This window comes from Paenibacillus farraposensis, assembly GCF_020736845.1.
Taxonomy (GTDB): Bacteria; Bacillota; Bacilli; order Paenibacillales; family Paenibacillaceae; genus Paenibacillus; species Paenibacillus farraposensis.
In genome coordinates this window covers 125005-145603 of the sequence record NZ_JAFFQR010000029.1, presented here as the reverse complement: position 1 = coordinate 145603, position 20599 = coordinate 125005, and the positions used below count along the sequence as shown (strand labels likewise).

The window sequence follows — 20599 nt, the reverse complement described above, 5'->3', positions numbered from 1 at the left end:
TCAGCATCATTTTAGTTTATCATCTTGTTCTTTATCAGCGAAAGCTGACTAGAACTCTATCATACCAAAAACTACCCCCATTTGTGAAAATGGAAGATTTTATGAATCGAAAGGGGTTTCAAGATCATGGACCCGAATCCTGCTTTTTATCCCCGGCCTATCGGGGTTTCTTATTCAACCCCAAGCCCGCGAGCCCGCCGTGCTTCCATAGATACCAGTACGACGCTCGTACCCGATAGTGACCAGGACTCGGCCTATTTTCGCGCCTTGGAGAACGCGGGTATTCATCTGAACCGTCCACAAATTCAGGCTATTCGCCACGGTAAAGGCCCCCTGCTGACGCTAGCCGGGGCTGGCTGCGGTAAGACCACGGTGCTGGCTGCCCGCGCAGGCTACCTGATGGCGATGCGGGATGTACTGGCATCATCCATTCTGCTGGTGACCTTCACCAGCAAGGCGGCCGCCGAAATGAAGCTGCGCATCGCAGGACTACCCGGTGTCCGCCCTGCCGCCGCACGTGCCGTTCAGGCGCGCACCTTCCACTCGTTTGCTTTGGCGATGCTGCGTCATCACGGCGTTCAGGATGAAGTGTTCGGTGAAACGCAAGCCCAGCACACTGTCATGAAAATGATGCTGCGCCAGCTTGGACTTAGTGAGGCTTTTCAGCCGGAAAGCCTGCTGGCTGCACTCTCTGCCTGGAAAGCAGAAGGCCGCAGCGCGGACGAGCTGCCGGAAACCGTACGCGAAGAATCGGATGCCAAACGAGCCATACTCGCTTATGAAGCGTGGAAGCAGGAGCGGAGCAAAATGGATTTTGACGATATTTTGCTGCGTGCGTCCGTTCTGCTGCGTGACCCGGACGTGCTTCAGCCGCTTCAGCGCCGTTTTTCCTACATTATGGTCGATGAATTTCAGGATACGAATGCTCTGCAATACGAAATGGTACAGCGCTTGGCTGCGAGGCACCGCAATCTGATGGTCGTCGGTGATGATGACCAGACGATCTATACCTTTAATGGGGCGCGTCAGGAGTCCATTCTGGAATTCGACAAGGTCTACAAGGATGCGAAGGTGATCACCCTGGACATTAATTATCGAAGCGATGCGCGGATTCTGGGGCTGGGTTCGAACATTGTCGCCAAAAATGTCCATCGGCGCTCCAAACGCCTGTCGGCGGCCGGACACGAGGGCTTGCCGCCACAGTTCGCCACCCCGTCCGGGCCGGAGGAAGAGGCGGCACATATTGTTACCCATCTGCTCGGACAGGTAGAAGAAGGGTTGCTCCGCTACCGGGATATCGCCATTTTACATCGAACAGCCAGTGGAAGCCGCTCTATTTTTGAACAATTAATTATGCGGGATGTACCGTTTATCCAATATGGAGCAGGGGCGGTATTTTATGACCAGGCCTTGATTCGTACCTTGATGGACCACCTGCGGCTGTCGCTGAATCCGCGACGAATGGAGGCTATTCCAAGCACCCTTGGCCCGCTGTATGTCTCCCGCGAGGCGGGGATGGAATGGATTAACCGCCAAGAAAAACAACAGGCGAAAAAATATCCGCTCATTCATCTCAGCCGCTGGGATCGACTCCGCGATTTTCAGCGTGAACAAGTAAAAGAACGTATCCGTCTAATCCGCAGCCTTGCGACCATGAAACCGGTCTCTGCCATTCAAGAAATGCGGCGCGTGTTTTATGACAAATATTTGGAAAGCGGAGATACAGGCGCATGGACTCATTATAAGGAAACGATGCAGGAAAGCCTGGAGGAGTTGGAGACCGCATCAAAGCGGTTTGACACGGTGGAGGCGTTCGTCAGCTTTGCGGACGAGCTTTCCGAGCGCCATCGCCAGATGGAGTCGCTGCGCAGAGAGGAAGACAGCGATGCTGTGCGGCTCATGACGATCCACCGCGCCAAGGGACTGGAGTTCCCTTGCGTCTACTGGATCGGCGCAAGCGAAGGCATCCTGCCGCACAGCTCTGCGCTGCATAGCGAGCTGCCGGAGGATCGGCGGGCAGGTGCAGCTCCTACAGCGGCCGTGGATAACGATGCGGCTTTGGAGGAAGAGCGCCGCCTCGCTTATGTGGCCGTCACCCGCGCGAAAGAGCTGCTGTACATCACCTCCCCCGCCTCCAATCACGGCAAGCCTGCCGCCGTGTCGCGTTTTCTGCTGGAAGCCTATGGGGTCACTCCCCCTGAGGCTTCCAAGCCTGAGCCTCGGCGCACCAGCTTTGCGCAGCCAAAGCGCACAGCCGGATACGGCAGCCGGACCAGCGGCGAAACGTCCGCAGCCGGTGTAGCGACCCGTGTGAGCGGCAGGCCCGGGCTGGGCAGTGTTTCGGCGCGAACGGCCTCGTCGGTGGACGGCTCACGGACGGAGCCCCGCATCAGCGTGCCTGTCTGGAAATGCACCGACGCCGCCTGCAAGGCGTGGATGCGGCGCGATACAACGGGCGGACACCGAAGTGCTGCGGCTGGCGGAAGCACGCCGCCAGCGTGTCCGCTCTGCTCCTCCCCGATGACAGAGGGGACACGCAGCATCCCGGCCAGATAAGAATAAGCTAAATCATTCTTTTCCTGAAAAAGTATAAAAGCACCACTGTAACCACTAGATACATGGTTATGATGGTGCTTTTATTTCATCTAGGAAGCCGAGCTTAATCACGGCTGCTAAACTGGCAAGTGAGTAAACTATCCTGTATGCAACGTGAAGTTATTCAGTGAAGATGCCTGGACGGCGAAAGTAGGTTTGATTACATCAGTTTCGGAGAAATGGGGGGAGCAATAGTACATTTGCAAGGGTTAAAACAGAAGCTATATCAATTCTTGCAGCAGCCCTGCGCTTACATGTTTTCTATTCTAATGTGGATACAGCGATAATCCGATAAAATCAAAAGGGAGTGCTTCTGCGCTCCCTTTTGTCTACATGCTTTACTGGTGTAGAAATCTCATGTGTTTACGAAGCGCCAAGTATACAATAAATCCCAACACCGGAAAAAGCCAAACTACTATAGCCGAGCCTAAAGCCCATGCATAGCTGTTCCCATTTCTCAATATGTCTCTATATACCCAAATACATAAAGCGACGTGAAGGGCCAATAACAACAATCCCAATAATATACTTGAGAAGTTTATTACCATAGCTAGAACACCTCCTGAAAAATTGCATTGTATTCACTTTATCATATTTGAATTATTCTGGGAAAAATAGAAATCGCCCAAAGAGCCTGTGTCGCAACATTTTTGTTACTTAAACATCGTGTAACAAAGTTAATTCAATATTATTAAGCTTCCTTCATATGTTAGTTTGGGTACTTCATACTATTTTTTTAGATAAAAAAAGGAATTACTTCTTAATTTTGATTAAAATAACAACATTTTGTCGAAAACTATATATCCCAATGGTATATTTTTACAGTAGAGACGGTATGGTATTAATTTTTTATCGTATGTTAAAAAAATTGGAGGGGTACTTGTGAAAATCAGATTTAAGAAAAGTGTAATCGCTTCGCTTATTATGGTGTTGTTACTCCCAGCCATGTCCGCATTCGCAGAAGAAAATACTGAAAGTGTAACACCTTCAGTACCCAGGCTGTCCAAAGACAAACTTTCAGTGGATACAAAAAATTCACAGGGTATTGACGGTAGAATGGACGGGTACGTAACTTTTGACGTTGGTCTTGCTGATCCTTCAGCAACAATTGATAATATCTCGTTTGTAGGTCAGTATAGATAAGGAAATGTAAATCCATATAGTACCATACCTTTCCTGGGACCACTCAATTGCCGATTGGTCTTTTAACAGGTTTTAGCCGGAGTTTTAATGATGACATCTAATTGACTGAAAAATGACTGCTTTATGCTCTGTCGCTGGACTTTTTATGTAGTAAATTTATATCATGAAAATCAAATAAGAAGCACATCGAGGCAACAATGTCCCGGTAATCAGGTCGGTCAATGTGTCGGCCTTTTTGAAGATGGAGTTAATAAGCAGAGTTACTCTACCCTTTATCGCCTCGTGTATATTATTTATCTTCATTTACTTCGGCTCTCCTTTGCCTGCGGGTTTTCACATAGTGTACAATATATACAGTAGGTACATTTACGAAATAGATCGAGGACATCGCAAGCCTCATATAGGAGAATGCCCTGTGAATGAATTGGATTGGAAGCACTTGAACGCTGTCCCTTTGCCCTTGCAGGAATTTCAGCTACAGTTGGAACAGAACAGTGTGAACGCCAAGCAGTTGGAGGAATGGAGAAAAGTTCCTGTCCTGTATCAGTTGGCTCTGGAGGAGTTAAAAAACAAAATTAAGCTGATCCAAACAGAATGGAAGCTGTTGGACGGTTTTAGCCCGATTGAGCATATTAAAACCCGGATCAAAGAGCCACGCAGCATTGTGGAGAAGGTTCGGCGCAAAGGGTATGAAGTTACTCTGGATAATATACTACGTGAAATCCATGACATCGCAGGAATGCGAGTAGTATGCGCTTTTGTAAAAGATATTTACCGTCTGATGGATCACCTCCGTACACGAGAAGACATTCGTATTCTCGAGATCAAGGACTATATTGCCCATCCCAAGCCCAACGGATATCAGAGCCTTCATATCATTGTAGAAATCCCGCTCATCCTGTTTGAAGGTACGCGCTGGATCAAGGTTGAAATTCAATTGCGCACACTGGCTATGGATTTTTGGGCCAGTATGGAGCATATTTTGTACTATAAGTTCGATAAAAAAGTGCCTGAGCATGTCGTAAACGGATTATCCGAGGCTGCACGTGCTACTTATGAGCTGGATCAGAAAATGTTGAAGCTGCGAGGCGAGATTCTATCGCTTAGCGAGGAGCAGGATCAAGAAAAATCCCGCGAGCAGCTAACAATGGAATCTTCTTCGAAGGCACTTTCCCTCGCCATGGATCACACCGAATCCCGGTCGCAGACCTGCTAGACATTTGTGTAACATGATTAGTTGAACATTGGGCTGAGGCGTCAACAGCCTTGATTCAGCTTTACGCTTGCTAATTATGCATTCTGCAATATAAATAAAGAGCACTCAAAACCACATTCAACGTGGTTTTGAGTGCTCTTTTGCTCTAAATTCTTTTATCTTGCTCTATATTCTTTTATTCAGAACTTACAGCTTCTCGCGAATCTCAGTGCTGATTTTCTCAACGACATCCGCAATGCTGAGTGATCCCAGATCACCTTCACCCCGTTTGCGTACTGCTACGGTACCGTTTGTTTTTTCATTTTCCCCGATAACGAACATATACGGTACCTTCTCCAATTGTGCTTCACGGATTTTATAGCCCAGCTTCTCATTACGAGTGTCCACTTCGACTCGCAGACCTGCTTGCAGCAGCGCTTCCTGCACCTGATTGGCAGTCTCGATGTAGTTCTCGGATACAGGCAGCAGCTTCGCATGAACAGGAGCCAGCCACAATGGGAATGCCCCTGTAAAATGCTCAGTCAGGATGCCCATGAAGCGGTCGATTGATCCGTAAATAGCACGGTGAATAACGACTGGACGATGCTTCTGGTTATCCTCGCCCACATAGGTAAGGTCGAATTTCTCAGGCATTTGGAAGTCCAATTGGATCGTTCCGCACTGCCAGCTGCGTTTGAGCGCATCGAGAATGTGGAAGTCGATTTTCGGACCGTAAAACGCTCCATCTCCCGCATTAATACGATAGTTGATGCCCAGGTGATCCAGTACGTTTTGCAGAGCCTGCTCCGCCTGATCCCACAGTGCTGGCTCACCCATAAAGTCATCCGGGCGTGTAGACAGCTCTACCGTAAAGTCAAAACCAAACACACTGTACATTTCATTAATCAGCTTGATTACGTCGGTAATCTCCTGCTCAATCTGGCCTGGTGTTACAAAAATATGCGCGTCATCCTGACAGAATGTACGAACACGCATCATACCATTCAATGCACCGGACAGCTCATGACGATGCACTTGTCCAAATTCCGATATACGAATCGGCAGATCGCGGTAAGAATGAAGCTCATTTTTGAACACAAGCATGTGTCCCGGGCAGTTCATTGGCTTCAGGGCAAATGTAGTCTCATCCACTTCGGAGAAGTACATGTTTTCTTTGTAATGCTCATAGTGTCCCGACTGCTCCCACAGACGATTGTTCATCATCAGTGGTGTACGCACTTCTTCATAGCCATGCAGGCGCTGAATCTCACGCGAATAATCCTCCAGCGCAGTACGAACAACCATACCTTTAGGCAGATAGAACGGCATCCCTGGCGCTTCCTCGGAGAACATGAACAATTCCAGCTCTTTGCCCAGCTTGCGATGGTCGCGTTTTTTGGCTTCTTCCAGCAGGTGCAGGTGCTCATCCAGCATCGCTTTTTTCGGGAATGCTGTGCCGTAGATACGTTGCAGCATTTTGTTGTTGGAATCGCCTCTCCAGTATGCACCCGCTACACTCAGCAGTTTAAAAGCTTTGATGCGGCCGGTAGATGGCAAATGCGGACCACGGCACAGGTCAAAAAACTCGCCTTGATCATAGATCGTAATTTCCGCCTCTTCCGGCAAATCACGAATCAGCTCCAGCTTCAACGGATCTTCCAGCTCTCCAAAAATGCGAGTTGCTTCCTCACGGCTGACAACACGACGTGTAATCGGCAAATTTTCCTGAGTAATCTTGGTCATTTCCTTCTCGATCTTCGCCAGATCGTCAACGGACAACGGGGTTTCGATATCAATGTCATAATAAAATCCGCTTTCAATGACCGGGCCAATACCCAGCTTCACGTTTTTCTCACCGTAAATGCGCTTGAGCGCTTGTGCCAGCAAATGCGCTGTACTGTGGCGGTAAACTTCCAGACCATCCGCACTATCCAGTGTAATAATTTCAAGGTCAGCGTTCTGATCCAAAACGGTGTTCAGATCTACAGCCTTCCCGTTCACTTTACCTGCTACTGCATTCTTTTTCAGGCCGGAGCTGATCGAACCCGCCACGTCAGCGATTGTTACGCCTTGCTCGTACTCGCGTACGGCTCCATCCGGCAATTTTACTTGAATACTCACGATAAAAGCCTCCATTCCAATTATGTGCTATAGCTATATCAAAATTGAACGCAAAAAAACGCCTCTCTCCCTCAAGGGACGAGTGCGTTCAGCTCGTGGTTCCACCCTAGTTCGGTCCGCTCCTGTGCATACATGCACAACATGCGTGACCCTCCATTGGTATCCGTTAACGGGGATAAATCGGTGGGCGCTTACTGGTGCTTCCTGTGCTATTACACAGCTGCACGTTCAACGTCACGGCTACAAAGGGGTAACTTCACATGCGGATACCGGAAAAGATCTCAGCCTTGTCTTTTCTCTCTGAACGGTCCTTCAAGGAGATCATGTCTTTGGTCAATGCCTTGAGTATTACTATATGCACAGCATTATAGATGAAATTTGCAACTATTTCAAGAGGGGGTTTGTGTAAATGTGCCTCCGATGAGAATGGAGTTTATGGAATATCTACGCTCCTGGAGACATGCATTATTCTCTGTCATAGCTGCTTTTCTTTTTACTACCCTGTCCCAAGCTAGTTTTCATTCCATTTATTCGTCGGGTTCTGCACTAATTCTTTGCAGTAAATCAATGAGAAGGTCTTCTTCCTCGTCAGATAAATTTCGGACAAGACCGGCATTGAGCTCATCCAGGATTCCTTGGAGGACAGGAGCAAATTCCAACGCCTTGGCCGTTGGGGACAAAAGATGGGAACGACGGTCATTCGGGTCCGTTTTCCGCTCAATGTAGCCGGATTCCTCCAATTGTCTCACCGAACGTGCTGTTGTGGCCTTGTCAAATTTAAGTTCATTCGTCAATTGTTCTTGTGTAATGCCCGGACGCTGCAGAATAAGCTTCAAAAAGCTGTGCTGGCCGCCACTTCCGATTCCGTATGGACCCAATTTTTGGGACAATATTTTTTGATTTCGGCGCTGTAGGTGGGAAATCAACTTTCCAATCGGTTTTTTTCTCATCAATACACCTCATTGGCTTAAAAAATTCAAATCCACAGTTGAAACCAAAGCAAAGTTTACAACAATATTGTTGCGTATGCAACTAATTTGCTGTAAACTAGAACCGTCATTTAGTTGCGCACGCAACTAATTAGTAATAACTCAACGATGAAGAGGTGCTGATTATGAGTTCAACCCCTACAACCGCTGCCGCTGCAACCTATCAGGAAAATACCGAAATCCAGAAGAAGCGCTGGATGATTTTGATTGTATTGAATCTGTTTACGTTTATGTCCACACTGGATGGAAGCATTGTCAATATTGCTCTTCCCGTATTGGCCCACACATTACATTTACCCATAGCACAGATTGAATGGGTGACGACCTCCTATTTAATGGCTATATGTACAGTCATTTTATTTTTTGGCAAGCTCGGAGATATGGTCGGTAAAATCAAAATATTCAAGATTGGTACGATCGTGTTCATTCTCGGCTCACTGTTGTGCGGTCTTAGCTCTTCGCTGTCCATGCTGTTAATCTCACGCATCATTCAGGCGATCGGAGCTTCCATGACCATGGCCAACAGCCAAGGGATTGTGACGGATATCTTTCCTGCTTATGAACGAGGCAAAGCGCTTGGCTTAATCGGAACCTTCGTGTCCCTGGGCAGTATCGCCGGCCCGAGCTTGGGCGGAATAATCCTCTCCTCGCTGGGCTGGCAGTACATTTTCTGGGTCAATGTCCCTGTGGGACTGATAGCCATCTTTTTGGGCTGGAGACTTCTGCCGAAAGATTTGATCAAGGTAAAAGACAAAATCGACGTTCCTGGCAGCATGGTATTTGCGATTTTTATTCTTGCTTTATTCATCGGATTGCTGCTTGGGCAGCAGACAGGATACGGAGACAGCCGTATTATCGCTTCGCTGATAATCGCTATAATTGCTTTTGCCGTGTTTATTCGCTTGGAAATGCATCGTCCAGGGCCGCTGCTACAGCTTAATTTATTCAAAGATCCGTTGTTTTCGCTCAGTATTTTGTGCGCTTTTCTCGTATTCGTCGCTAATTTCTGCTTTAATATCATTTCGCCCTTTTATGCGCAAAATATGCTGAATTTATCGCCTTTTTATGCCGGATTCCTGCTGATGCTGTTCCCGATCTCGATGGTGATCGTGGCTCCTCTCAGCGGTGCGCTTTCCGACAAAATCGGGTCCGAGCTGCTCACATTTGCCGGGCTGGTGATCATGGCAGCTGCCCAGGTTGGATTGGCTCGCCTCCATGCAGGCAGCTCCGTTCCGTTTGTTGGGCTGTTGATCGCCATGCTGGGCGTCGGCAGTGGTTTATTCCAATCGCCTAACAATTCGCTGATCATGTCCAGGGTCCCCCGTACACAGCTTGGTTCAGCCGGAAGTGTCAACTCGCTGGTCCGTAACGTCGGTATGGTGGTGGGGATCACTTTGGCTACATCCATCCTGTTTTATATCATGAGCAAAGAGGCTGGCTATCGCGTCACCGGACTAATTCCAGGCCGCCCGGAAATCTTTCTGGCCGGGATGCATGTAGTTTTCATGACATCTGCCTCCATCTGTCTCGCAGGAGCACTGCTGACAGGCTGGCGGTTGATCAGGGCTAAACGGTCAAAGACGCCGAAAGAAAAATAAGCTACACTTTCACTAAACGTCCGTTCTCTTTCCAGGATTGCAGTATTTTCTCAAGTACCCACTGGTTTTTGTATCCGTCCTCGAACAATGGGGCACGATCTACGGACTCTCCTCTGACCAGCTTGACAAAGTCTCCATAGGCCGTATGTTCATAGATTGCAGGAACAGCCCATGTCTCGTACTCGGCATCCGGATGCTTCGGGTCGCGCAGCACAATGCGTATATTTTCGCGATTGTTGAGACTGGCGTGCAGCGCACCAAGCTCGCCATAGATATCAACTTCGATATCGTGGCGTTTTCCGACGGCATTTTTGTGGGTGATAAATGTACCGACGGTATTATCGCCTATGATACCATGGAAGGCTGCGAAGTCTTCCACATCCACCTTTACAGGCAGACCTGTGGCCGGATCAGGACGCTCGGGTGTAATTGTATGGAGCAGCGCTGCGACACTTTTGAATTCACCGACCAGAAAACGAGCCAGATCAATAATATGGGAGGCTGTATCACCCACAACGCCGGAGCCTGCTTTGGCTAAATTATGACGCCATGTATACGGATGCTGACGATACGGTGAGAATGCGTCCATCAGATACCGGAATTGAATGTTGTAGATTTGGCCCAGCTTGTGTTCATCCAGCAGTTGCTTGGCATATTGGAAAGCCGCGCCGTAACGATGCTTATAATGAATCAGAAAAGGCACGGGGGCCGCTGTATACAGCTTGTTTAGCCGCTCTGCTTCCTCCCACGTGAGAGTCAACGGTTTTTCCGCCAGCACGGCTTTGTGCTCTTCCAGCGCGATACGAATAATGTCAAAATGAACATCGTTGGGTGTCAGTGACAAAATCGCATCTACCTCCGGGTCGCGAATTAATGCTTCATAATGGGGATATTGCTTGAAAGCAGGAAGCTGCAATTTCTCTCCCATCTGTTGAAGACGGTCGGCGTTCACATCACTAATGGCTGCAATGGAAACCCCCGCGATCGTGTGAAGGGATGCAATGTGATATTCAGCGATCAGGCCAAGGCCGATGACACCCATGTGAATAGGTTTTGTATGAGGGGTGATGGTACTCATGTGGTCAGAATTCCCTTCTTTTTAATTTGGCTTTATGCCCTCGGCAAATTCCTTTTTGTATGCAGTATCACCCGTAGCTTGGCAGAATAGTCCCCACCGAAGCGAGGATTAACCATTAAAAAAGAACCTGCAATTCCGCTGTCCGGTTTTGCAGATTCTTTTCACACCTTTTCTATACCAATTCTCTATACAGAGCTACATCAAGAATGTGCCGACCACAAAGGACACTCCAACGATGATCGAGCGCAGCAATTGCGCCAGAGCCACATTGCCTTTGGCAATTTCCTCGCACACTTTGGTACGCGGGGTCAGCAGGTCAAAAATAATATAGACCAAACACAGTACCACAATGCCTACACCTGACCAGATCAACATATCAAGCCATGAATGGCTGCTGTATGATACCATACCTACAATAATACACAGCCCCAGCAGTTTAGCACCCATATAGATGCCTGCCGCCTCATTGCCGCGAGCGATTTCTTTGTTATCGTTATACCGCGTCAGCAAGCTGAATACAAAGTAACCTACGATTAAAATGGAAAGCAGGATAAGCAGGCCGATGCCTACATTGCCCAATGCTTTGCCCAAGCTGATCTGTGAGTCCAATCTTCTTCCTCCTTTTGAATACTTAACACTATAAATAGTTATGTTCAAGAATGATTCATCACGTGAAAAGACTAAGAGCGACGAGACGCCTCGTGAGCTGCGGTCGAAACAGCGGCTGCGCAATAATAGGCCATATCGCCGGTGACCTTTTCCCCGATTCGTGGCAGGATGCCTGCAAACCGCCCCCCGATGACAAATACGCCTGTCAGAAGGTAGCCATGATATAATCCTTCTTCGGTCTGCACCTCTGCGCTCTGCATAGGCCATAGCCGCTGATAAATCTTGGGCTGCCCTTCGTAATAAGCGGCAATATGCGCCTCTTCCTCCTGCTCAGGCGTTAGCAGAGCATCAGCCTCGTCAGGCTTGTTAGACGGGACAGTCATTGCCTGCCGTTTCGCCAGCGCTGGAGCCTCCAGCTTATCTTCGTTATCGGCATGCTCAATCAGCCGCGTCCCTTTTCCTTCCCGGCCCCATATCCCTTTGGCCACATAAGGCTCATTATTTTGCCTAAACACGGTGGGCTCAAAATACGTGGGCAGCAGGTAGGTTCGTATCACCTCCAGCTCCCGGTCGTCAAACAAACGAAAACCGCAGAACTCCGGTGTCTGTTCATTGCGCTCATACAGCGACCATACGGTGGCGGTGAACCCTTTGCTTTGGGTAATTATATGCTGCGGCGGATTGATGAATCCTATTTTTCCATCCGCTACCAAATCCAGTAGTGCCTGCCCTACCTCAAGCCCTGTCTCCTCTTCCCGGTCCTCAATCAGATATTCCAGCGGATACAGGCGATAGAGGATGTGTATGGGCTCTCCCCGATGATACAGCCCTTCGCCCGGAATAATCTCCAGCTCTTCCAGCGGCGCATAAGCCACTTCAAACCCGGCCTGCTCACACAGGCGCATGATATATTTCGTGTTCGTCTGATCCTCGATATGCCAATCATAGCAAGTAAAATACACTTTTGTGCCTAAACCTCTGCTGGTATAAAAATGAATCAAGCCGGTCATAGCACGCTGAATCGCCTCGTCCATTCCAGCCGACGGTCCCTGCAGGACGGTGTCATCCCCTGACACTGCGCTCTCATTCAGTACTTCCAGCAGCTTTCCTTCGAGATACGCTGCCTCGGGGATTCCGGTTGGGGTATCCGTGTTGTTCTCAATGCACTTGATACCCGCTTCCCCTACAATCCAGTCCTGGCGGGTAATGCCATCCGGCGCGGCCTCCATCCGCGCAGCCCACAGTAAACCCGGATGGATACCCAATCGTTCCATCAGGTACTCATCCGGCAGATAGCGCTGGACGAAGTGCCGCACCTTACGGTAAATGTTATGTACTGCCTCAGCTGCAGTCTGAAGCTCTGCCAGTTCGGCGTGCTCATACACCGTTAACGCGGGCACGCAATAGGATTTGCCGTACATGCGATGGTACGGAATCCTGCGGCTGATTTCACCGTTAAAAAGCTCATCATGTTCAAAGGGCAGTTGGCGAATGTTACGCATACTCATCTTAACCTCCAGAGAAAAAGCCGCTGCTTGAGCCACTGCTGCCAAAGCCGCTGTGTGAGCCGGAAGACGAGCTCTTACGGTAAGAACTTGAAGAAGAACGACTGCTGCTGTAGGAAGAACCGCCACTATACCCGCTATAATAGGTCGATCCGCCATAGGAATAACCGCTGCTGCCGGAATCCCGACACGCTGTTTGCTCCGATACAGGAAGCTCATCGCAGTCATAATACTCGTCGTTACCACAGCCCGTCAGAGCGGCCGGTACAGCCAACATCAGGGCAAAAGCCGCCATCCGTGCACGATAGCCGGGTTTGGATTTGATCTCCTCCCAAGAGTGCTCCATTACAGATCGGCCTCCTTCACAAACAGATGTACCTTCTTCGCCTGCGGGTCCAGTACCGAATAAATGAATTCATAGGTTTGGCCACCCAGCACGGTATAGTGGTCCAATAAACGCTGGGCCAGCTCCAGCGTAAATAAAGAGCCTTCCCGATGCTCCATGCTTCGGAACGCAGGTTCACGCCACACCCAGTAAAGCACGCTGAACGAAGAGGCGTAGCCCCCTTCACTGGCCTGCACGAGGTCCGTGATCGAAGCGCCATAAGGCTCTGCGCGTTCCCCTGTAAATTCCGTCACATAGACGGAATGCTCCGTATGTTCCTCACTTTCATTCGAAATATGTGCCCATAGTTTGTCATGGAGACGCGTGGCGTCTACGAGCTTGCGCAAAAACAGCTCATCTCCCGATACGGATTCCTGTGTCAGGCTGCGCAGTTCCTTTTGAGAGTCTTCTGACCATTCCCGGTACGTTATTGAATAATAAATGATGATTCCCTTCCCTTCCTGTACGCTTCTGTCGTCAATCACTATACGAGATTCTACCTTGAAAAGGTTCAATTTGGAAAAGAAATATGTAAAAAAGCTGCAATCCCACAGGATTACAGCTTTGCTTTTGACTGCTACAGCTTGATATTATTTTCGCCGAAATATTCTTCGAGAGTTAATCCCTGCTTGGTTACATCCTCTGCAATATCTTCTCCCACGTAACGAATATGCCAAGGCTCGTAAACATAGCCAGTCACATCTTCCTTACCTTTCATATAACGAATAATAAATCCGTATTCCGGCGCATGCTTTGCCAGCCATTTGCCTTCTTTGGAAGCGCCAAAGGTTTGCTCCAGCGCATTGCCCACACTTGGGCTGGATACGTCGATCGCCAATCCTGTCTGATGCTCGCTCGTCCCCGGTACGGCGCTGACTTGAGAGGCATATGCCTGTCCCTTTGTCTTTACATTGTTGTTGAAAATGGAAACCTGTCGCTTATAGGAACGGTATCCCGATACTGCCCGCAGTTCTATACCATCCTTCTGGGCACCTGCGAACAGCTTCTCCAGCGCATTTGCCGCTTCCTTGCGCATTTGCCGCTTCTCATGCGGCCCCTCAAAGGAAAACGGCACCTGCGGCTCGACCAGATCGCCCGGAACATAGCCTATAGGCAAGCTGCGCTTTTTGTTAACAACGACCATGTCAGCCTCCGCATTCGTTACAACCGCGGTTCCATCCTCTTCCTTAACCGTCGCCTGCAGCGCATTTTGGCTTCGAATGGCCATCACAGCATCAGCTTGTCCGCTTTCTGTGCCCGTGGAGGCTTGTCCCGTACCAGTGCTGCTGTCAGCCGTCCCCGGCTGGGTAGAAGACGGTGCATTTTCCTGTACCGTCGTAGATGACTTCAACGGCTCGCTTTCCTGTCCGCCTGAGCCTCCCTGCTGGCAAGCAGCCAGCAGAAGCCCCGGCAGAATCAGCCCCGGGATAAGCACTTTACCCCAGTGCTGACGGGTGCGTGCCTGTTGTATATGTCGTTTCATGCTGGTATCTCCTCCAATATCGCAATTGATGCATGACTTGCTATCTTTCCGTTCCCCTATTGTAACTGAACTTTCGGCACTCTTCGAAACCGTTATCCGGTTCGATGCAGGTGAATAGGCTCGAAAAGGGAAGCACAGGCCCGAAATGTTACGGAGCATGACGTTTTTGCGGAATTGCGGCCCGCGCGCGTTCGGCTACACGCTCACGTATGAGCTTCATTGCCTCTTCCGCGCGGGAAAGTCCCGGCAGCAAAGCGGCAATATCCGCTGCTTCATTCTTGAAAGCGAGCTTCCGCGGCAGACGGATCTCAATCGCATGAAAGCCCGCCCCTGGGCGATGCAGCGCTCCCTCGGCGGCGGATTCAGCAATCCATTCGCTAATTGCCGCTAACCCGCTGCGTCCGCCCTCTGACCGCGAGGTCGGCTCCAGTGCGGAAGAGGTCCCCTGTACATGGGACAGCTCTCTTGCCCAGGTACTGAACACGTACTCCAGTAGCTCTTCCCGCGTCATTCCGATCAGCTCCAGACAGAAGTGCGGCTCGCTTTTCAGCCCGGCCCGAAGAACCTGCTTCACATCACGGGCCGCATTCGTTCCAGCCTCCATGCCGGAAGCAGATGTCTCGGCCGCTGCCTGAACGACGTCTTCCAAGGAGAGACAGGCTTCCCCTTGCAAAAAGCGGTAAATGTCCCAAGGTTCCGCTTTGATCTGCTCCAGCCATGCTGTTCGTTGTTCCGGATTCAGTACAGGTACTGGCCCCGTCCAGCGGGCAGCCATAACCGCCGAACCGCTTTGCGTCCTGCTCACGTCTATTTCCGCCACCCACCAACCATCAGCTACGTGCAGCTTCACTCGCGGCCTTGTCATCGCCTTCATCCTTTCTTTTGCTTACTCAATCCATACATCATTTTGCAGGGCAATCAGACCGCGCAGCTCATCGTCTGACATTTCTGTCAGCCAGTGCTCGCCGGAGCCGACAACCTGCTCGGAGAGCGCCTTTTTACTCTCGATCAATTCGTCAATCCGTTCCTCAAGCGTACCTTGGCAAATCAGCTTATGCACCTGCACATTGCGGCTTTGACCAATGCGGAATACACGGTCTGTCGCCTGATTTTCCACCGCGGGATTCCACCAGCGATCATAGTGAATGACATGGCTGGCACGCGTCAAGTTCAGGCCTACACCGCCTGCACGCAGGGAAAGCACAAATATATCCGGACCTTCCCCCTCTTGAAACTTGTGAACAATTTCATCCCGTCTGGTTTTGGCCAGTCCTCCATGCAAAAAATACGGCTCTTCGCCAAAGATTTTGGCTAGTCGCAACACCAACAATTCCCCCATCGACACATATTGGGTGAAAATCAACGCTGATTCGCCGTTTTCGCGAATGGTCTCCACCAATTCCAGCAATCGCTCCATTTTGCCCGAGTTCTCGGTTTTACCGCTATCTGCGCGTCCCGGAATGATCAGGCCCGGATGGTCACAAATTTGCTTCAGCTTAGTCAGCGAAGACAGAACAAGCCCTTTGCGGGCTATGCCGACCTGTCCATCCAACGTTCCCATCAATTGATCCACCACGCCGCGATACAATCCGGCCTGCTCCGGTGTCAGCACGCAATACGATTTCAATTCCAGCTTCTCCGGCAAATCCTTGCGTATGTCCGGATCGCTTTTGAGCCGACGCAGCATGAACGGAGAGACCAGGCGATGCAGCTCGCGCAGCGCAGGCCCCCGTTCCTCACCCGTAATACTGTACCGCTGTCGAAATGAAGACGCTGTGCCCAGGTAGCCCGGATTCAGGAATTGGAAGATAGACCACAGCTCGCTGAGCCGATTTTCTACCGGAGTACCTGTCATGGCAATCCGGTGCGGTGCAGACAGCTTCATGACGCTCTGAGCCTGCTTGGTTCGTGCATTTTTTATATATTGCGCCTCATCCAGTACGATGGAGGACCAATAGACCGCAGATAAATCGCTGCCGTCCCGGCCCGCCAAATGATAGGTCGTGAGGACGATATCATATTCGCGTACACTTTCTTGAAACGCTTCTCCATGGAGCCGCTGGTTGCCATGATGAATATACAGCGACAAATCCGGTGAAAAACGCTTCAATTCCCGCTGCCAGTTGCCAAGCAAGGACGTCGGACAAATAATCAGCGCCGGACGCTGGTCCGCGCCCCCGATTCCCCCGTCAAGCAGGCAGGTGATCACCTGTATCGTTTTACCAAGCCCCATGTCGTCCGCAAGGCAAACGCCAAAGCCCAAATTGCGCATCGCAGCCAGCCATTGAAAGCCGCGCTCCTGATAGGGCCGTAATGCGCCGTGCAGCGTCACGGGCACAGCCCGCGGCTCCACGGAACGAAGTACGCCGCCTTCAGCTAAAGACGCAAGCAATCCAACGGATTCCGCGCCGAAAATGGACAGGCCTTTCCATGAAGCCTCGCCTGCACTTTCATTTTCCGCGGCCAGATGCATCCATTCGGACAAGGTCATTTCTCCGTCTTCCCCGCGCTTGATAAAGCGCAATACCTGACGGATTTCCTTGGGATCAACCTCGATCCATTCTCCCCCGAGGCGCACATACGGCAAATTGGCTGCGACAATGCTTTCCAATTCCTCCATCGTCAAGGTTGTATCGCCCAGCACAGCCTCGGCATCAAAGGAGATCATGCGGTTAATCCCGACCGACGATGTATCTGTGATCACACCATCCGGCTTTGCGAGCCGCTCGGTCGAACGCATTTTGAGCCGCAAGCCTGCACGTCTCCGGCCCTCACGGCTCCAGCGTGAAGGCATTTGCACCGTGATGCCGTTCTTTTGCATAGCGGGCACTGCCTCCGTCAGAAAGCGGTAGAACATCTCCGGCTCCACCGTAAGCTCCTCGGGATAAGGACGATTCAACGCTTCTTGCAGTATAGGTGCCGCTTCAGCCGCCTGTCCAAGTATTGTCAGCAACTGGGCCTGCACTTGGCGATATACGATTCCGCTGCGAACCAGATCACGTTCAGGATAGGCCCACAACGCCAGAGCTGGCAGTCGCAATCCCGGCTCTGCATCGCTTTCCACCCAAAAGGTGATACGCCATTCCTTCACGCTTTCCTCCAGCGAAGGCTCCAAACGAAGGCACAAACGCAGCTGTCCTTCGATCGGTTCCTTGTCCTCCCGTTCCGTAACAGGCATCGCGCATCCCTCAAGAGAGGACGCTTGAGCAGCCAGTTCCTCCATCTCAACGGGCGTTCCCTGAATCGCAAGCGGGCGTGAACCTGTCAGCAGACTGTTCCACCACAGCTCTGCCAGCGGCGACCCTCCGCGCCGATACTCTGCGTGATATCTGCTCAGCTCACGCTCCGAGGCAGCCAGTACTGCAGTCGTTTCCGCATGAATAATCGCACACAGGAAGGAATATAACACGATTTCGGCTGCATGCTCTCGTGTCTCCGGCTCCTTGCCCGCGAAGACGGCAGGAGCTGCCATACAGACAGCCGGCATCGCAGCAGCCAGCTCATGAAAGCGGCGAATGTCCTCCTCTTGGCGCAGCCGGGGGACCCATACCCCGACCGCCGCCTCCGGGCCGCGGCGGCGTGGTCCGGAGGGACGTGCCTCTGTAAGCGAGGGCACGATTTCGCCCCGCTGCATCAGCTCCAGCGCAAAATAAACGGCCTTTTGCCAATATCGCATTTCCTCGCCGACTGTAATGCCTGCCGCAGCGCAGCTTTTCTCGTCCATGCGGGTCAGTAGCGCCATGGCATCACGCGGCTCCAGGGCCAAACCCTCCAGCGTCCGCCCCAGCATGGAACGTCTTTTCCCGCCCCTGCCAGCCGTTTCCACACGGGCAGTGTTGGGTATCCGTACCTCGGCAAGGCGCAGCACAGCCTGACGAAACGGCCGAAGGTCCCCCCTCAGCGTTAGCCTGCGGATTACGCTGCTCCACGCATCTACACGCGGTTCTGACGTCTCACCAGAAAAGCAAAAAAACACATCTCCGAGCCATATTCCATAAAGCGGTTGATTCATATCTGTCTCCCGTCCAGCCTTTTGAATTATTACTCTTCATCATATACGAAAACCGACTCTTTTCAAAACGTTATCGCAAAATTAAATACAAGAGGCCAGCCATTCATAACCTTAATATTCATGTAATTAATGATTAAGAAACTTATCCTTTCTTAATTGGCCTCGTCGTCCTTCAAATAGGAATTCAGGCTGTCTTGCAGCAGCTGCTTGACTTGCATACGCAGTTCCTTCGGATATATGACCTCAGCGTCTGGCCCGTATTTCAACAGAAGCCTGGATACATATCTTAACTCTTCAGCCGGAATATGCCCCTGCCACTCCTGATGGGAAATATTTTGGAAGAGCGGATCTGATTGGGCCATCCGAACACCAAACGAGGTAAATTTTATTTTGGACGGAATTCCTGTACGCGAATCCTCCGAAGCCAGCCATTCCTTAAGGGTGGGAAGGCCGGATAAGGTGTCTTCCAGCAGAGTCATTGCAATCACCCGATCGGAGCGGTACAGCATGATCCGGTCGCGGCTGTGCGCAGGCATATACCAATATCCATGATCAAAATATAATCCAACCGGATATACTTCAATCCATTTTTCTCCGGAAGCGGAGCGATACAGCATACGCACACACCGTTTATTGAGCGCAGCGTCCAGCATGAGCGAGGTGTAGGGGGACTCTGCGGAAGTCGGCACCATCCGAAAAGCGATATAATCCTTGAATTGGTCGATGCTGTCCTGCACATCCTGGGGAAGCTCGGCATAATAGTGCTCGGATAAATGCTCCCGAACCGACCCGAAGGGGATGTCCGGGATATTTTCCAGCAGCTGCAGCATGAGAAAAAGACCAAAAGCCTCATCGCGAGCAAGATGAAGGGGAGGAAGCAGCCGATTGGGAAGTGCCCGGTACCCGCCGTGGGGCCCGGTTTCGGTATAGAGAGGCAGTCCGGTCTGCTGCAAATAGTCAAGATCTCTTTGTATCGTTCTGACAGAGACACCAAAACGCTCGGCCAGCTCACGTGCCGTATATTTTTTTCGGGAATCCAGTATCCTCATAAGGGCAATTCTGCGTTCGTTCATACCGTACTCCTTTGAAAATAGAAGTTAATTTCAAATGATCAATCCAACCACGACAAACCATGTCATAAATAGATTGTAACATAGGTAGTAGAAAGGAGCGATGAACGATGAACGCTATAAAATCAGGCGAAGTTGTATTGTATATTGCGATGAGTCTCGACGGGTATATTGCCTTGCCAGACGGCTCGGTGGACTGGCTGTTTGATGTCGAAGGGGATGGCGGAGACAATGGATATGACGCCTTTTATAGCACGGTGGATACGGTATTGATGGGCAGGCTGACGTATGAGGAAATATTAAAGCTCTCGGATGACTTCCCCTACGCTGGCAAGCCTTGTTATGTACTCACCCGGTCATTAACGGAGCATGAGCAGGCACCACATGTTACGTTTACGGACGAGGCTCTGACCGAACTTGTTCCGCGTCTGCAGGAGCAAGCGGAAGGAGCGATATGGCTGGTGGGTGGCGGCCAGATAGTTCAAGCCTTCATACAAGAGGGGCTACTGGCTCAGGCGATCATTACGATTATTCCTAAGGTGCTTGGGCAGGGAATACCGTTATTCCCGGAAGGCACAATGCCAAGTACGTTTAGGCTCAACGAAATAGAACGCCGCGGGGATCTGGTTATATTGCATTATCTTGTATAAGTAATTGCAGCTTTTATAGTTATATAATTCTATTAATGGAAAAACCCTCATATTTCAGGATCATACCTCACCCTGGAATATGGGGGCTCTAACCCCCAACAATTTCCGGAAATCTAGAAATAAAATCAATGATTAAAATAAACAAAGCCTGTCGAGTTAACTTCGA

At 50.5% G+C, this 20599-nt stretch carries 16 protein-coding genes; 5 read left to right on the top strand and 11 right to left on the bottom strand.

Annotated elements, in window-relative coordinates; all coding sequences use genetic code 11:
* Positions 1-126: 126 nt before the first annotated feature.
* The 3 genes from JO375_RS05960 (at position 127) to JO375_RS05950 (ending at position 4954) form a co-directional block, all read left to right on the top strand.
* Entirely contained in the window at positions 127-2556 is a 2430-nt protein-coding gene (locus JO375_RS05960) for a UvrD-helicase domain-containing protein (protein ID WP_229523586.1), read from the top strand.
* Between the two features lie 921 nt (positions 2557-3477).
* Positions 3478-3738 carry a hypothetical protein gene (locus JO375_RS05955; RefSeq protein WP_229523585.1) on the top strand — a complete coding sequence of 87 codons (261 nt, stop codon included), beginning with the start codon at positions 3478-3480 and terminating at the stop codon, positions 3736-3738.
* Positions 3739-4153: 415 nt separating this feature from the next.
* Positions 4154-4954, top strand: coding sequence for a GTP pyrophosphokinase (locus JO375_RS05950; protein ID WP_229523584.1), 801 nt, complete (start codon positions 4154-4156; stop codon positions 4952-4954).
* A 186-nt stretch (positions 4955-5140) separates the two neighbouring features.
* On the opposite strand, the gene thrS is transcribed toward JO375_RS05950, so the two are convergent.
* The gene (gene thrS, locus JO375_RS05945) at positions 5141-7054 is read right to left on the bottom strand and encodes a threonine--tRNA ligase (protein ID WP_229523583.1); all 1914 of its coding nucleotides are present in this window, start codon (positions 7052-7054) and stop codon (positions 5141-5143) included.
* A 527-nt stretch (positions 7055-7581) separates the two neighbouring features.
* Positions 7582-8004 (bottom strand): MarR family winged helix-turn-helix transcriptional regulator, encoded by a 423-nt coding sequence (locus tag JO375_RS05940; RefSeq protein ID WP_229523582.1) that lies wholly within the window; start codon positions 8002-8004, stop codon positions 7582-7584.
* A 164-nt stretch (positions 8005-8168) separates the two neighbouring features.
* Here JO375_RS05940 and JO375_RS05935 point away from each other — a divergent pair, with 164 nt between their 5' ends.
* Positions 8169-9641 (top strand): MFS transporter, encoded by a 1473-nt coding sequence (locus JO375_RS05935; RefSeq protein WP_229523581.1) that lies wholly within the window; start codon positions 8169-8171, stop codon positions 9639-9641.
* 1 nt (position 9642) lies between these two features.
* On the opposite strand, the gene JO375_RS05930 is transcribed toward JO375_RS05935, so the two are convergent.
* The 9 genes from JO375_RS05930 to JO375_RS05890 form a co-directional block, all read right to left on the bottom strand.
* Positions 9643-10719, bottom strand: a complete 1077-nt coding sequence (locus JO375_RS05930; RefSeq protein ID WP_229523580.1) for a Gfo/Idh/MocA family protein — start codon at positions 10717-10719, stop codon at positions 9643-9645.
* 195 nt (positions 10720-10914) lie between these two features.
* Complete coding sequence (locus JO375_RS05925) at positions 10915-11328, bottom strand: DUF350 domain-containing protein (protein WP_229523579.1); 414 nt, start codon at positions 11326-11328, stop codon at positions 10915-10917.
* Positions 11329-11399: 71 nt separating this feature from the next.
* Positions 11400-12836, bottom strand: coding sequence for a glutathionylspermidine synthase family protein (locus tag JO375_RS05920; protein WP_229523578.1), 1437 nt, complete (start codon positions 12834-12836; stop codon positions 11400-11402).
* Between the two features lies 1 nt (position 12837).
* The gene (locus JO375_RS05915) at positions 12838-13179 is read right to left on the bottom strand and encodes a hypothetical protein (protein WP_229523577.1); all 342 of its coding nucleotides are present in this window, start codon (positions 13177-13179) and stop codon (positions 12838-12840) included.
* Complete coding sequence (locus JO375_RS05910) at positions 13179-13703, bottom strand: hypothetical protein (RefSeq protein ID WP_229523576.1); 525 nt, start codon at positions 13701-13703, stop codon at positions 13179-13181. Before JO375_RS05910 ends, JO375_RS05915 begins: the two co-directional genes overlap by 1 nt.
* Positions 13704-13795: 92 nt before the next feature.
* On the bottom strand, positions 13796-14701 hold the full coding sequence (locus JO375_RS05905; protein ID WP_229523575.1) for a M15 family metallopeptidase: 906 nt from the start codon (positions 14699-14701) through the stop codon (positions 13796-13798).
* A gap of 148 nt (positions 14702-14849) precedes the next feature.
* The gene (locus tag JO375_RS05900; protein WP_229523574.1) at positions 14850-15566 is read right to left on the bottom strand and encodes a phosphoribosylglycinamide synthetase; all 717 of its coding nucleotides are present in this window, start codon (positions 15564-15566) and stop codon (positions 14850-14852) included.
* A 21-nt stretch (positions 15567-15587) separates the two neighbouring features.
* Positions 15588-18713: a DEAD/DEAH box helicase gene (locus tag JO375_RS05895; RefSeq protein WP_229523573.1), complete on the bottom strand. Its 3126-nt coding sequence runs from the start codon at positions 18711-18713 to the stop codon at positions 15588-15590.
* A 152-nt stretch (positions 18714-18865) separates the two neighbouring features.
* Positions 18866-19786, bottom strand: a complete 921-nt coding sequence (locus JO375_RS05890) for a helix-turn-helix transcriptional regulator (protein ID WP_229523572.1) — start codon at positions 19784-19786, stop codon at positions 18866-18868.
* 107 nt (positions 19787-19893) lie between these two features.
* Between JO375_RS05890 and JO375_RS05885 the strand changes: the two genes are divergently transcribed.
* Positions 19894-20433, top strand: coding sequence for a dihydrofolate reductase family protein (locus JO375_RS05885; protein WP_229523571.1), 540 nt, complete (start codon positions 19894-19896; stop codon positions 20431-20433).
* Positions 20434-20599 lie beyond the last annotated feature (166 nt).

Excerpts from the sequence above, each read along its gene's own strand:
- JO375_RS05940 (WP_229523582.1), bottom strand. The coding sequence starts at position 8,004 with ATGAGAAAAAAACCGATTGGAAAGTTGATTTCCCACCTACAGCGCCGA.
- JO375_RS05895 (WP_229523573.1), bottom strand. The coding sequence starts at position 18,713 with ATGAATCAACCGCTTTATGGAATATGGCTCGGAGATGTGTTTTTTTGC.
- JO375_RS05960 (WP_229523586.1), top strand. The coding sequence starts at position 127 with ATGGACCCGAATCCTGCTTTTTATCCCCGGCCTATCGGGGTTTCTTAT.
- JO375_RS05890 (WP_229523572.1), bottom strand. The coding sequence starts at position 19,786 with ATGAACGAACGCAGAATTGCCCTTATGAGGATACTGGATTCCCGAAAA.
- JO375_RS05905 (WP_229523575.1), bottom strand. The coding sequence starts at position 14,701 with ATGAAACGACATATACAACAGGCACGCACCCGTCAGCACTGGGGTAAA.
- JO375_RS05915 (WP_229523577.1), bottom strand. The coding sequence starts at position 13,179 with ATGGAGCACTCTTGGGAGGAGATCAAATCCAAACCCGGCTATCGTGCA.
- JO375_RS05930 (WP_229523580.1), bottom strand. The coding sequence starts at position 10,719 with ATGAGTACCATCACCCCTCATACAAAACCTATTCACATGGGTGTCATC.
- JO375_RS05935 (WP_229523581.1), top strand. The coding sequence starts at position 8,169 with ATGAGTTCAACCCCTACAACCGCTGCCGCTGCAACCTATCAGGAAAAT.
- JO375_RS05900 (WP_229523574.1), bottom strand. The coding sequence starts at position 15,566 with ATGACAAGGCCGCGAGTGAAGCTGCACGTAGCTGATGGTTGGTGGGTG.
- JO375_RS05885 (WP_229523571.1), top strand. The coding sequence starts at position 19,894 with ATGAACGCTATAAAATCAGGCGAAGTTGTATTGTATATTGCGATGAGT.
- JO375_RS05920 (WP_229523578.1), bottom strand. The coding sequence starts at position 12,836 with ATGAGTATGCGTAACATTCGCCAACTGCCCTTTGAACATGATGAGCTT.